Origin of the sequence: Malikia spinosa (genome assembly GCF_002980625.1) — a bacterium.
Taxonomy (GTDB): Bacteria; Pseudomonadota; Gammaproteobacteria; order Burkholderiales; family Burkholderiaceae_C; genus Malikia; species Malikia spinosa.
On the sequence record NZ_PVLR01000045.1, the window covers coordinates 1 to 13,174 of the forward strand.

11 protein-coding genes and 1 pseudogene are annotated in these 13,174 nt (G+C 55.9%); 3 read left to right on the forward strand and 9 right to left on the reverse strand.

Annotated features, from left to right (window positions below):
* A partial coding sequence (locus C6P61_RS14490; RefSeq protein ID WP_146115064.1) for an IS5 family transposase occupies positions 1 to 433 on the forward strand: 433 nt, incomplete at its 5' end.
* Here C6P61_RS14490 and C6P61_RS18070 read toward each other — a convergent pair.
* Together C6P61_RS18070 and C6P61_RS14500 are read right to left on the reverse strand one after the other, a co-directional pair.
* On the reverse strand, positions 420 to 731 hold the full coding sequence (locus C6P61_RS18070) for a phage portal protein (RefSeq protein WP_244908956.1): 312 nt from the start codon (positions 729 to 731) through the stop codon (positions 420 to 422). The genes C6P61_RS14490 and C6P61_RS18070 overlap by 14 nt on opposite strands.
* Before the next feature lie 17 nt (positions 732 to 748).
* A pseudogene (locus C6P61_RS14500) lies at positions 749 to 1,534 on the reverse strand (IS5 family transposase).
* 283 nt (positions 1,535 to 1,817) lie between these two features.
* On the opposite strand from C6P61_RS14500, the gene C6P61_RS17760 reads away from it, so the two are divergent.
* Positions 1,818 to 6,743 carry an ATP-binding protein gene (locus C6P61_RS17760; RefSeq protein ID WP_146115065.1) on the forward strand — a complete coding sequence of 1,642 codons (4,926 nt, stop codon included), beginning with the start codon at positions 1,818 to 1,820 and terminating at the stop codon, positions 6,741 to 6,743.
* Between the two features lie 186 nt (positions 6,744 to 6,929).
* Here C6P61_RS17760 and C6P61_RS18205 read toward each other — a convergent pair whose 3' ends face one another.
* Positions 6,930 to 7,226 carry an integrase core domain-containing protein gene (locus C6P61_RS18205; RefSeq protein WP_244908957.1) on the reverse strand — a complete coding sequence of 99 codons (297 nt, stop codon included), beginning with the start codon at positions 7,224 to 7,226 and terminating at the stop codon, positions 6,930 to 6,932.
* Here C6P61_RS18205 and dusA point away from each other — a divergent pair.
* On the forward strand, positions 7,225 to 8,211 hold the full coding sequence (gene dusA / locus C6P61_RS14510; protein WP_244908958.1) for a tRNA dihydrouridine(20/20a) synthase DusA: 987 nt from the start codon (positions 7,225 to 7,227) through the stop codon (positions 8,209 to 8,211). The genes C6P61_RS18205 and dusA overlap by 2 nt on opposite strands.
* Before the next feature lie 15 nt (positions 8,212 to 8,226).
* Here dusA and C6P61_RS14515 read toward each other — a convergent pair whose 3' ends face one another.
* The 6 genes from C6P61_RS14515 to narH are packed head-to-tail and all read right to left on the reverse strand — an operon-like array spanning position 8,227 to position 13,169.
* Entirely contained in the window at positions 8,227 to 8,631 is a 405-nt protein-coding gene (locus tag C6P61_RS14515) for a ribonucleotide reductase subunit alpha (RefSeq protein ID WP_105730645.1), read from the reverse strand.
* A gap of 17 nt (positions 8,632 to 8,648) precedes the next feature.
* Positions 8,649 to 9,338 (reverse strand): carbonic anhydrase, encoded by a 690-nt coding sequence (locus C6P61_RS14520; protein WP_105730646.1) that lies wholly within the window; start codon positions 9,336 to 9,338, stop codon positions 8,649 to 8,651.
* Positions 9,338 to 10,207, reverse strand: a complete 870-nt coding sequence (locus C6P61_RS14525) for a peptidylprolyl isomerase (RefSeq protein WP_211296989.1) — start codon at positions 10,205 to 10,207, stop codon at positions 9,338 to 9,340. The genes C6P61_RS14520 and C6P61_RS14525 overlap by 1 nt, the downstream gene beginning before the upstream one ends.
* Positions 10,208 to 10,229: 22 nt before the next feature.
* Entirely contained in the window at positions 10,230 to 10,937 is a 708-nt protein-coding gene (narI, locus tag C6P61_RS14530; protein ID WP_105730647.1) for a respiratory nitrate reductase subunit gamma, read from the reverse strand.
* On the reverse strand, positions 10,934 to 11,635 hold the full coding sequence (gene narJ, locus C6P61_RS14535; RefSeq protein WP_105730648.1) for a nitrate reductase molybdenum cofactor assembly chaperone: 702 nt from the start codon (positions 11,633 to 11,635) through the stop codon (positions 10,934 to 10,936). The genes narI and narJ overlap by 4 nt, the downstream gene beginning before the upstream one ends.
* A gap of 1 nt (position 11,636) precedes the next feature.
* Positions 11,637 to 13,169, reverse strand: coding sequence for a nitrate reductase subunit beta (gene narH, locus C6P61_RS14540; protein WP_105730649.1), 1,533 nt, complete (start codon positions 13,167 to 13,169; stop codon positions 11,637 to 11,639).
* Positions 13,170 to 13,174: the final 5 nt, after the last annotated feature.

Sequence of the window (13,174 nt, forward strand, 5' to 3'; positions counted from 1 at the left end):
CTTGAAGGGCTATGACGCGGGCAAGAAGGTCTCGGGCATCAAGCGTCACATTGCGGTCGATACCCAGGGACTGCCGCACGCGGTGGCCGTGACGACGGCTAATGTGACCGATCGCAAGGGGACACTCCAGGCGCTGGGGCGTTGTAAGTCCAGGCTGGGACGGATGCAAAGCCTGCTGGCCGACAGCGGCTACGTGGGCCAGCCCTTTGCACAGGGCGTGCAGGAGATTCTTGGTGGGCATGTGACGGTACAGATCGCCAAGCGCAGCGAACTGCACACCTTCAGGGTCATACCCAAGCGCTGGATCGTCGAGCGCAGCTTTGCTTGGCTGGACAAGAACCGGCGGCTATGGAAGAACTGCGAGCGGCTGCTCAACACCAGTCTTCAGTTCGTCCATCTGGCCTTCTTGGGGCTCCTGCTCAGAAGACTTTGAACAGACTCTTAGGGCTGCGCAGGCTGGTCACAACGGGCTTGCCCCGGATCTGACCGGTGCGCTCCTTGTCGTGCAGATGCAGCACCCGGCGGCGGCCCCAGGCCGTATAGGCCGGAATGCGCTCCCACTTTTTGGCACTAGACCGAGTGCTGATCCAGTCATCCGGGTGATGCTTTGGCACGCAATAAGCCAGCGAAATGGCCAACCGCCAGATTTTGGAGAGGAACGCCGGAAATGCCGCCGTGTTAGCCCGCCAGGTAGACGGTGGCAGGCCGGCGCGAAGGCGGCTCTCGATCAACCAGGCTGGCTGGCCGATCAGGTTAAGAGCTGCAAAAGCAAGTACTCGACGAAGCGTGGGCAGATTATGGAAGCTGCTAAGGTCCGCAGCACCAGATGCGTTTGCAGGCTGCGCTCAAAGCGAATGCGCAGCTTGCCGAAGCCAGCAAACCAGGCATGTGTGCGCTCCACCTCTCAACGGTGGTGCCCCAGCCGTTCGCGGCTCTCAATCCTCCTGCGAGCGATGCACACCTGGATGCCACATCACTAAATAACGCCTGAAGCGCTCAAAGTCGTAGCCCTTGTCCACATGCAGGTTGTCCGCACGCTTCTGCGGGCGTCCATGCAAGCCTGGTATGGCTACCAGCGAATCAAGCGTAGCATCGAACGCCATCGAGTCATGCATGTTCGCCCCTGTCACCGTCAGGGCCAGCGGGATGCCTTGCGCGTCTACGACAATGTTGCGCATTCTGCCGAGCTTTCCTCGGTCGGTCGGGTTCGTCCTCGTCTCATGGCCCCCCCGGGGCTTGCCACACTGGCGCTTTCGATTCTGGCCCGGCTGCAGTCAATGCGATTCTGCTCGCACAGCTTGCTGAGCATGGCCTGATTCAGCTTCGCCCAAACCCCGCTGGCTTGCCAGTGTGGCAATATTCGCCAGTAGGTCATGCCGCAGCCCATGCCCAACTCCTTGGGCAGGTCCTCCTACTGGATACACACCTGCAGCACGAACGGGATGCAGTTCAAGGCCACCAGGTAATCGACCGAGCGGCGCCGTCCGCCTTCGGGAGACGGAATAAAGGGTGGCAGCAGTGGCTTCAGCGTCAGCTACAGCTCATCACTGATAGGTCTTCTGGGCAGGCTGACGAAATTGCCCCAACATCACCGGCTTGTCCAGTTGTGTTAACGACTGTAAGGTGGAAGCGTGGACTGGTTGCTCGATGTGTGTGCGGTTCGCTGCAGGATGCAACACGACCTATACAACTAATATCTAAAGAAAAATTGATGTTAATCTCCACCAAACAAGGCAACAATATCGTTTCCAAATTGGCATAAGATATACACACTACTCTTCCAATTCAGACAGCAGAAACTATCAAAAAGGTGTCACATGACCGGCAACTCAACTCTAATTTCAACTTCTGATTTCTGTCGAAATTTTCCTAGGCGACCCAAGAAAACGATTTCCAGAGAGTCCTTATATGAACACATAGAAAATATTCACAAAGAGGTTTCACGAATAATTTTCCTAGAAGGCGCAGAATTATCAGGAAAGACAGAGTTTCTTGCGGGCTATATGGATAGGCATCCAAGTGACTCCGTGGGGGTATTTCTAACACCAGGCGATGCATACTTTTATACACCAGAATTTCTAAGATTAGTGCTAGCTGAACAAATCCACTATCTAAATGAAAATGTAAGCCACTCATATGACGGCATCGATTTGCAAACTTTTCAGCGATTGATTTTCAAGCTGCAAAAGATCGCAAAGAAAAAACCTATAACTTTCGTTATTGACGGACTATCTGAGCCGGGAAGTAGGGATTTTAGTTTGCTTCAGGAAATGCTTGAATCACTCCCATTCAGCCAAGAGGAATTTAGATTTATTTTATCTGGCTCAAGTAAGCTATTTGAAAATATAAATCTCAACAAATATAAACCCAAACCTTGCTCAATACTTCCAATATCTCAACAGGAAGCAACAGAATACTTCTCGGATATCAGGGATTTGACCGCCAAAGGCATTAATGATATTCGGTCATTCTGCAAGAATAACATCGGCGCCTTGGAGAGATTTCATAGCTTAATCAAAGATGGAGCAACTCTAGATAAATTAATGGCAAATAGAGAGGGCGGATTATCTGATATTCTAGAGATAGAGTGGAGCAAAGATATTGCTGCAGATGGATTGGCTGAAATTTTGGCGTATGTCGCCTTTGCAAATAGAAAACTATCGATACATCAACTAAGCAACTTGACAGGACGAAATATTGATGACATCACCAGGATAATATCAGGAAGCAGATTCCTACTCTTAGAATCCTTAGGTTCAATTGCGAGCCTGAGGTCTAGTGGCGAAGGATTATTTCTACGCAAGAAGCTCGCTGCACATGAGCGGCAAGTTCAAGAAAAATTAGCATCCGAACTCCTCAAGGAGCCAAAGGGAATTGAGGCCACTCGGTACCTACCCTCTCAGCTAATGGCAATCGGACAATTTGAAGAACTAATACAATGCCTTAATACAGAACATTTTGTCCGACTACTCGATTCCGAGCATTCGCTTGCAGCCTTAAAGAGGCATTCCGGAATTGGCTTGGATGCATCATCAAAAAAGCATGACGATTACTCAAGAATAAAATTTGGACTAAGTGGAAGCGCTATATCAGGATTAAGCCTCTCCGCCGTTACACCGAATAGGCTGGAAACAATCATTAAGTTGGGCGACGTCGACAAAGCGATGGAGTTGGCTTCTCTTGCTCCTACGAAGGAGGAAAAACTAAGACTATTGGGCGTGATTGGCAAGGCCTTGCATTCCAACCGCCTATCATGCCCCATAGAGATCAAGACGGAGATTAGGGATATAACCACCGATATTGATATAGCAGCAGTTGGCCTGATGGCTACCGATATAGCTTGCGATATATTGTACGTAGATTTTGTTTTAGCCGTTGACTTTTTCAATAGAACGCAGAAATATCTTGAGAGTATGCAAACGCTTTCCACAGGTCAAAGCGAAGAGTCAAATGAGAACATGGAGGAGGATAAGCAGAGCAAGAATTCTAAATTCGGAGAAATCAATATTAAACCAACGGAAAGGCATTCAATAAGATTCGCAAATACTATTGCAAGCATTGTCGACAGGATGCCAGCAACAAAGATAATTGAAAATAGCCAAGAATTCGAACCGCGACATGGCCTGCTAATGCTAAAGCAGTGGTTAAAGCTCCATAGACGGGATGCTGATGCGTACAAAGTGGCTAATCGCGCACTTGATTTCGCCCTCAAGGATTTAAGTCGGGCGCCACGTATTCAGGATTTTCGTAGTATTGCCGTGGTGTTGCCTTATATTGATGACATACATAAAGCTGACCAGTTGATCAAGAGGATTGAAGCACAAGTAGGATCTCAACTAGCTTTAGGTACAAGCCTAGAATCAATACGTTTAGAGCTATTAATTGAGAGGGTTAGATACAAGCAAAACCCTGAAGAAAGTCAACTAAATTTGATAAATATCTATCTGAAAATTGAACAGATTGACGACATCAGTATAAAGGCCGCATGTTTAGCATGGATGCTTTACTCGTTGCAACAATATCCAGAAACGCATTCGCTGGAGGAAAAAACCTCATTAATATCTGAAACTACTGGCATGTTAGTCAAGGCAATAGAACAACTGCTTGCCTCCTCCGCGGATCATCTTCAGGCTGCAAAGAGCGCAATATATGCTCTCGCCCGTGCGGATGTTCAATTGGCATTCAGGTTAATCAATCAACTTAATAGTAGAGATCGACGTGATGCTGCGTACAGTCTGCTGGCTGATGAGCTTGTGGAAGCAAGGGCATATACCAAATCAGAATCCAGCCTTATTCGTTGCGTTGCTTCAATAAAGAGTGAACAGAGACGATCTGCAACTATCATTCGTATACTGTATAAAATAGCGCAAATAGCGGAGCAGGATATCGGAGGGATATTTCCTGGGGCTACTGTCAATCTTTGGAAAACATTGCGCGCATCAAATTATCGATTTATTGCTGCTACACATTCATACCGCATCCTCATGAATACGACAGCGGATGATGCCAAAGCGGTAGACCTGTTAGACTCTCTAAATCAGACCTGGGATAATGTCTTAGTTGCCTGGGTTAAAACGGATTTAGCATATATGCTCATCCGCAGCGTATCTAAGAGTAATCCGGACCTTGCGAGAGAGTGGCTTGAGAAAGTAGTTAAGCTTCAAAACGAGGACAAATCACCCACGGAACCACTCAGTCACACTTTGGAAAATACGGCAAAGTTGGTGGTTCGTTGCTATGCTGCCATTGCGCCAGTAGACTGCGATCCGTTTGACGCCGAATTCTCTCGTGTTGCACACTTAATTAATTCACTACCAGTACCTGATGCCCGAATCACTTTGTGGTGCGATCTCGGGGTGAAATTATTTTTTTATGGAAAACTTGCTCTAAGCAAGCGAATTTGCGTTAATCAAATTGAAGCGGTACTGGACGCAAATTTTTCAGGAAATGAGTTCGTTCGAGATATTCTTATTGTTTCTGCTGCACCATTGCTTCACCTATGTCACCCAGCAACAGCAAGTCGAATGATAGCATCCATTTCAGACGCCTCATTGAAAGACCAAGCTCGCAGGGAGATTTGCGATGTGATCCTTCAAAAGCTAGCGCCTAGCGAGCCATATCGTGAATCTGAGAATGATGAATTTCTGCTCAAACAAAATGAGGTAGATGACATTTTTTTCGTTCTCCGTCAAGTTGAAGATGACGGTCATATTTTTCAGATTGTCAAATCATTAGGAAGAAGCCTTGCCTCGAAGAAGAATGAATCAAGTCTCCGTAGAAGTTTCGTAAAGGACAGGCTAAATGATCTTTTAAACCTAACACAAGATAAATTACCGTTTACCGAGAATATCAAGCACGACGGCTACAAAATTGCATGTAAAGCGTACATTTACCGATTTATTACGGATAGCAAGACTGGGACGGCGACTAATTCAATGTGGGCCAATCTTTTTAATGAGGCCCGATCTATTTCCAATCTTTCTGATAGAGTTGTAGTGATTGCCATTGTCGCATCCTGCGCAAGAGGAAAATCTACGGCAGCTTACCCAAACTGGTTTTCCGAGATAAAAAGATTTCTGAATGAAATTCCAACAATTCTCGATAAAATTGACAGATATCAGTGGATTGCAGATATTTTACATCAAACTGATCGAGCCCTATCAATACAACTTTTGCGCGAAGGAATTGTTCTTACCAAGGCAAATGAAGAAGATGATACTGTATCGGCAAAGCAACGCAAAATGCTTGATTTAGCTTACGCAATCGATCCTGAATTGGTTGATAAGCTAATTGACGAGTCCGATCTCGATAAAGCCAATTCCGAGAAAATGAAAATATACGAAAAACAAAGACAGTTAAAGGATGTACAGAAGTCTATTGCTCAAAATCCTCAACACGGTGATCTGCTGAAGTTAAGTCCGGATGAACTTGGTCGCATTTGTCTTGAGAATCTTGGCGGACTTAATGCAGGAAGAATCCCACATAGGCCGCTCAATGAATTCTCAACTTTGGTCGAGATATCTGCAAATATTCCTCTGACAATTGCGCAGCCAATTTGGGGATTCTTGATCGAAAATTGCGTCCGAAAATTCGGTGGAAATGCGCGTGGCGATGGGTATGTTAAGCAGCTGTTTGAGGCTAGCTGCAATGCTGGCGAGTTGGTTTTTGCACTTATAGGCAACTCGCAATCAAATTTTTCTACATCATCTGTTCTGACGGATGGTCTCGTAAAGCCTGGCGAGCGAGAAATGGTATTTGAGAGGGTGTCACGGTGGGCTGAAGGCATTAATGGGCAGGACATTAGGATTTCCGACCCATTCTTTGGTCCTGATGAGTTGGATTTTGTTTATAGAATCTCTGAGGCTGCACCCGCTTCGAACATATCAATTTTGACTTCGCGCAAGCATTGCAGGGAGAAATGTCAGAGTGCTTCACCTGAAGATGCTTTTAACGAAGCATGGAGGATGCGTTACGACATTACGCCTCCGGATATTCTGGTTGGGGTTTTGGGCTTGCCAGATGGCGGGCATCCAATTCATGATAGGTGGATCGTATGTGCTGACTCTGGCCTAAGGCTCGGAACTTCGCCAAATTCAATTGGCAACAGTAGATTGTCTGAAATATCAGAAATGGACGAGGCCGTATCGAAGTCTAAATATGATGTTATCGGCGATTTATTGCATGGAAGAATTCGCACCTGGCATGGAGAGAGATTGCAATTTAATAGTTTTTCTCTTTACTGAGTTATTGACTCGGGCGGTGCATGAGCTTTTACTTCTCGGATAAATTTTTTGGTCCCGTCTGTGGATGGGGTATGCAGTTGGATCGCTCGTAATCCGAGCATGCGCGAAGTGGCGAGCTAATGTTGAGATCCTGAGATATGCCCAATGTCAATTGCGGCTGTATTGGCCCAACAGTTTCTGCACAAGTCAAGCTGCTAAAGCATAAGCCTCAGCTGGGGCTCTCATGTTCAGCTCCTGGTGAGGGCGCTGGTGGTTGTAGAAGCCAATCCAGTCGGTGATCACGCTGCTAGCGTGCTGCAGGGTCTCGAACCGGGGCGGTGCACACACTGGTCCTTGAGCATGAGTATCGGCGTGGATGACCAGTCCGCCCTGCTTGTTCCGGGTGCACGCGGCATAGCCCACGGAAGCGCCGCGGCGCTTCCGTGATGTAATTGCGCCCATGATTTCAAAAGAAAAACAAGGATTTTCCAGTGGCTGGCGCATGTCCGTTGCCCCGATGCTCGACTGGAGTGATAAGCATTGCCGCTACCTGCACCGCCTGATCACGAAGGAAACGCGGCTCTACACCGAGATGGTCACCACCGGCGCCTTGCTGCATGGCGCCCAGCGCCGTCACCTGCGCTTTGACGAGACCGAGCACCCGATCGCGCTGCAGCTCGGTGGCAGCGATCCGACCGATCTGGCGCTGTGCGCCAAGATGGGGCAGGACTGGGGCTATGACGAGATCAACCTCAACTGCGGCTGCCCGAGCGACCGGGTCCAGCGCGGCGCCTTCGGGGCCTGCCTGATGAACGAGCCCGGCCTGGTAGCCGATGGCGTCAAGGCCATGCGCGACAAGGTGGACATTCCCGTCACGGTCAAGCACCGGATCGGCATCGACAAGATCGAAAGCTATGACTTCGTCGCCGATTTCGTAGGGCGCGTCAGCGAGGCCGGCTGCGAGGTCTTCATCGTGCATGCGCGCAATGCCTGGCTGCAGGGCCTGAGCCCGAAGGAGAACCGCGAGGTCCCGCCGCTGCGCTACGACCTGGCCTGGCGGCTCAAGCAGGAGTTCCCGGCCTTGACAATCGCGGTCAATGGCGGCATCAAGACCCATGAGCAGATTGATGAGCAGCTGCTGCATGTCGACGGCGTGATGGTCGGGCGCGAGGCCTACTACAACCCCTGGATCATGCAGGACTGGGACCAGCGCTACTACGGCGGCTCGGCCTGCGCCTTGAGCCAGGACGAGATCGAGCTCGCGATGGTGGACTACATGGAGCGCGAGGCGGCCGAGGACGGCACGCCCTGGTATGCGATCGCGCGCCATATGCTGGGCATGCGCCATGGCCAGCGCGGGGCGCGGCGCTGGCGCCAGGTCTGGAGCAACCACAAGCTCAAGCCCCTGCCCGCGCGCGAGGTCTGGGCTCAGGCCCGGGCGGTCATGCTCGAGGATCAGCTCAAGGCCGAGGACTCCGCAGCGGCCTGATGGCCTGGCCGGCAATCAACCGAGCCGGATCGCATCCCCCTGGCGGTCGAAGGCCAGGAAATTGGCGATCTGGCCGGCCTTGATGGCGGCCACCATCTGTTCGAGCGGAGTTTGCGCCGACTCGCTCGACGGCGCCTGGCCGTTGCGGCCCGACAGGCTGGCGGCAAACACGATCACCCAGTCCGGGCAAAAGGACTGCGCCTCGACCTCGAAGGCGGCAAAGGACGGCAGCTCGGTCGGCAGGCGGTCAACGCAGGCCGCGGGCACCAGCGCGCCGCCATGGCCGGCTTCGAACGCGGCTTTCTGCTCGGCGGTCGCGTCGTCGGGCAGCTCGGACTGGGCCAGCACGAACAGCAGGCGCTGCGGTTGCGGCTGCTGCTGGGCGGCTTGCAGCAAGGTATCGAAATGGGTGATGTTCATTCGGTGATCTTTCGCTCTCAATCAGTCAGTATCTGTCCGTCATGCTCGACATAGGGGACATAGGGTCCGGTCCCGGTATGGGTGGACGAGGCAACCGGCACGAAGGCGCCCTGCTGCGCGTCGAACACATGCACGGCACCGTCCTCGATCACATAATGCCAGCCATGCAGGGTCAGGTGCCCGGCCTCGACCTCGCGTCGCACCATCGGATACTCCATCAAGCGCTCGAGTTGCAGCACGATCGAACGCTCCTCGGTGCGCCGGCAGGCCTCGGGGCAGGCTTGCACCGGCAGCACCGCGTCCTGCGCCAGCTCGAGCCAGCTCTTGAGCGCACGCGCCTCGTCCGGCACCCCTTCGTAGCAGGCCCGGATCGCGCCGCAATGGCTGTGGCCGCAGACGATGATGCGCTCGACCTTGAGCGCAAGCACCGCGTATTCGACCGCTGCCATCGTGCCATGCAGGCCGCGCGAGCCGTCATAGGGCGGCACCAGCGCGCCGACGTTGCGCACGATGAACAGCTCGCCGGGCCCGGCGCCGGTCAGCAGATAGGGCACCAGGCGCGAGTCGGAACAGCCGATGAACAGGGTCTTGGGGTGCTGACCCTGGTCCACCAGGTCCTGGAAACGCTGCTGGTGCAGCGGAAAATAGTCGGATTGGAAATGCCGCAGCCGCAGCAGCAGCTCGTCGTCTTCTGCGCGGCTTGGCATCACTGCACCAGAGGGGTGTCAGCACCCTCGAGTTCGAGTCCGACGATGTCGGCCTGGCCGACCAGCAGCATCATGTACTGACGCCAGGCCGTAGCGCGTGAGCGCAACTCCAGCTGCGCCGCGATGCTGTCGCGCACGGCCTCGAACTCGAGCTGACGGCCCTTGCGCCGATCCAGCAGCTCGATGACGTGAAAGCCGTAGCGGCTGTGCACCAGGCGCGGATGCAGGCCGATGCCAAAGCCCGGCTCGGACTGGAAGAACAGCGCTTGCGCCAGTTCGGGCGCGCAGTCATGCGGTCCGACCCAACCCAGATCGCCGCCCTGGGCCGAGGACGGACAGTTCGAGAGTTCGGCCGCGAGCTGCTCGAAGCGGCCCGCCGGAGCATCCTTGCGCATCAGCTCGTGCAAGGCCGCCTCGGCGCGCTGCGCCAGCTTCTGCACATCGACCCCGGGCGTGACCGCGAACAGGATATGGCGCAAATGGACCGCCTGCTCGATCACATGCTGCGGCTTGTTGGCCGCATAGTGGCGCAAGCAGGCCTCCTCGCTCGGCTCCGGCAGCAGGACCTCGCGCTCGAGCATGGACTCGATCGCCTCCTGCTCGGCGGGACCGAGCTCGGGCGCGAGCCTGACGGCCTGCTCGGGCAGCCAGCCCAGCCGCACCGCCTGCTGGCGCAGCAACTCGGCATAGGCGCGCTCGCGCAGGGCCTCGGCACCAAGCTGCTCGCCCACGCCATGCAGCGCGATGCCGTTGACGCTGGCCGGGACCGATTCCATGGCCGAAATTGCCGGGTTGGCCGGGATGGCAGCCGCCGCGCCGCTGGCGCAACTGCAAGCACTGCCGCAACCAGTCTGTTCGATCGAGTTCATTGAGGACTCCTGGAGGCGCGACTCAGCGCGGGTTGCCGGGAACGCCCAGGCGACGGTTGCGCACGACCTGATAGGGACGCGCGACATAGGCCAGGGTACCGAAGCCGCTCCAGACATGGACCAGGCGGGTGAACGGGAACACCAGGAAGATGGTCATGCCCAGCGCCATGTGGGTCTGGAAGATCCAGCCGGCATCGACCAGCAGATCGGCCGCGCCGCCACGGAAAGTCACGATGCGCTGGGCCCATTCGGCCAGCTTGAGCATCATGCTGCCGTCCAAGTGCTGGGCCGACAGCGGGATCGTCGCCAGACCCAGCGCCAGCTGGGCCCAGAGCAGCCACAGCAGCACGATGTCGCTGGTCCTGGAGTTCTTGCGGATGCGCTCATCCGACAGGCGACGATGCAGCAGGATGCTGACGCCGACAAAGCCGAGCAGACCCGCCACGCCACCCGAAACCATCGCCACCAGCTGCTTGGCGCCGGCAGTGATGAAGGGCTCGTAGAGGAAATGCGGCGTCAGCATGCCAAAGGTATGGCCGAAGAACAGGAACAGCACCCCGATGTGGAACAGGTTGCTGCCCCAACGCAGCTGGCCGGCGCGCAGCAGCTGCGACGAGTCGCTCTTCCAGCTGTACTGGTCGCGGTCGAAGCGCAACAGGCTGCCGAGCAGGAACACCGCCAGGCAGATATAGGGATAGATGTTGAACAGGAAGTGGTGCAGCGAGTTCATGCCGACGCTCCTTGAACGGTGGAGGGGGAAGTCTTGACGATACGGATCGGTTGTGCCGCGCCGGGCTTGGCCTGGCCGGCGCTGCTGCAGCCGTCGAAGGCCTCGGGCTCGGCCCAGCTCTCGTCGAGCTCGGGATCGGCGGCAACCGGGACCGGCTCGGCCTTTTCGCCGGCCAGGTCCAGCACGGCCGCCAGCACGCTGGCGTAGGGGCTGTGGCGCTTGAGCAGCGCGCTGAAGATCACGCGCACGATATGCGCGATCTCGCCGAGGAACTCGCGCGCCTGGGGCGCGGGCTGGGTCGAGGCGAATTCGAGCAGCACCGGCAGGTGGTCGGGCAGCTCGTCGTCGCCCAGCAGCAAGCCGGCCTGCTCATAGGTCTGGATCAGGTCGATCATGGCCGGGCCGCGATCGCGCGAGTCGCCATGCACATGCTCGAACAGGTGCAAGGAGGTGCTGTGGCCGCGGTCGAACAGCTCGACATAGTCGCTCTCGACCCGCAGCGGATCGAGCGAGCCCAGGCGCAGCAGCAGGGCATCGAGCTCGGCCAGGCGCGAGGCGCCCAGCGCGCGCTCGGCATGCAGCGCCTCGCTGAGCTCGCCCAGGTGGGCGCGCAGTTCGGCGTCGGGGTAGCGCAGCAGGTGCGCGAGCACGCGCAGCGTATGGACGGCGGGAACCGGACGGGATGAAAAGATCGGCATCTCAGGCTCCCAGCTTGATCGGAATGGTGCGCTTCTTCGAGCTGCCGAACAGGCTGAGTTCGGTCTCACCCTCGGAGCAGCCGTTGCCGAAGCTGAAGCCGCAGCCGCCGCGCACGTCGAAGGCGTTCTCGGCGTACTCGCGGTGCGAGGTCGGGATCACGAAGCGGTCCTCGTAGTTGGCGATCGCCATCGTCTGGTACATGTCCTCGACCTCGGCCACACTGAGCTGGGACTGGTCGAGCACCTCCTGGTTGACCACGCCGTCGACATGCTTGCTGCGCTGGTAGGCGCGCATCGCCAGCATGCGCTCGAGCGCGCGCGCCACCGGCACGGTATCACCAGCCGTCAGCAGGTTGGCCAGGTACTTGAGCGGAATGCGTAGCTGGCTGACATCCGGGATCTCGCCGTTGATGCCGATGCGCCCGGCATTGGCAGCGGCCGTGATCGGCGACAGCGGCGGCACATACCAGACCATCGGCAGCGTGCGGTATTCCGGGTGCAGCGGCAGCGCGACCTTCCACTCGACTGCCATCTTGTAGACCGGGCTGCGGCGGGCCGACTCCATCCAGCTGTCGGGGATGCCGTCGGCGCGGGCCTGGGCGATCACCTGCGGATCGTTCGGGTCGAGGAAGATGTCGAGCTGGGCCTGATACAGGTCGGTTTCCTTCTCGACGCTGGCGGCTTCGGCGATGCGGTCGGCGTCATAGAGCAGCACGCCCAGATAGCGGATGCGGCCGACGCAGGTCTCGGAGCAGACGGTGGGCTGGCCGGCCTCGATGCGCGGGTAGCAGAAGATGCATTTCTCGGCCTTGCCGCTCTTCCAGTTGTAGTAGATCTTCTTGTACGGGCAGCCCGAGACGCACATGCGCCAGCCGCGGCACTTGTCCTGGTCGATCAGGACGATGCCGTCTTCCTCGCGCTTGTAGATCGAGCCCGACGGGCAGGAGGCGACGCAGGCCGGGTTCAGGCAATGCTCGCACAGGCGCGGCAGGTACATCATGAAGGTGTTCTCAAACTCCCCCACCATGGCCTTTTGCGCGGCCTCGAAGCCGTCGAAGTTGCTGTCCTTGCTGCGCTTGGCGAACTCGCCGCCCAGGATTTCCTCCCAGTTCGGGCCCCACTCGATCTTCTCCATGCGCTGGCCCGTGATCAGGCTGCGCGGGCGCGCGGTCGGCACCGCCTTCATCTCGGGCGCCGACTTCAGGTGGTCGTAGTCGAAGGTGAAGGGCTCGTAGTAGTCGTCGATCTGCGGCAGGTTGGGGTTGGCGAAGATCTTCATCAGCAGCGACCACTTGCCGCCCTGGCGCGGCTGCAGGCTGCCGTCGGCCTTGCGGGTCCAGCCGCCGTTCCACTTGTCCTGGTTTTCCCATTCCTTCGGGTAGCCGATGCCGGGCTTGGACTCGACGTTGTTGAACCAGGCGTATTCGACGCCGGGGCGGCTGGTCCAGACGTTCTTGCAGGTCACCGAGCAGGTGTGGCAACCAATGCACTTGTCCAGGTTCAGCACCATGCCGATCTGTGCGCGTACTTTCATGTGTT

Bases quoted from the DNA above. Each gene is read 5' to 3' on its own strand.
- C6P61_RS17760 (WP_146115065.1), top strand. From the start codon at position 1,818: ATGACCGGCAACTCAACTCTAATTTCAACTTCTGATTTCTGTCGAAAT.
- dusA (WP_244908958.1), top strand. From the start codon at position 7,225: ATGTCCGTTGCCCCGATGCTCGACTGGAGTGATAAGCATTGCCGCTAC.
- C6P61_RS18205 (WP_244908957.1), bottom strand. From the start codon at position 7,226: ATGCGCCAGCCACTGGAAAATCCTTGTTTTTCTTTTGAAATCATGGGC.
- C6P61_RS14515 (WP_105730645.1), bottom strand. From the start codon at position 8,631: ATGAACATCACCCATTTCGATACCTTGCTGCAAGCCGCCCAGCAGCAG.
- C6P61_RS14520 (WP_105730646.1), bottom strand. From the start codon at position 9,338: ATGCCAAGCCGCGCAGAAGACGACGAGCTGCTGCTGCGGCTGCGGCAT.
- C6P61_RS14525 (WP_211296989.1), bottom strand. From the start codon at position 10,207: ATGAACTCGATCGAACAGACTGGTTGCGGCAGTGCTTGCAGTTGCGCC.
- narI (WP_105730647.1), bottom strand. From the start codon at position 10,937: ATGAACTCGCTGCACCACTTCCTGTTCAACATCTATCCCTATATCTGC.
- narJ (WP_105730648.1), bottom strand. From the start codon at position 11,635: ATGCCGATCTTTTCATCCCGTCCGGTTCCCGCCGTCCATACGCTGCGC.
- narH (WP_105730649.1), bottom strand. From the start codon at position 13,169: ATGAAAGTACGCGCACAGATCGGCATGGTGCTGAACCTGGACAAGTGC.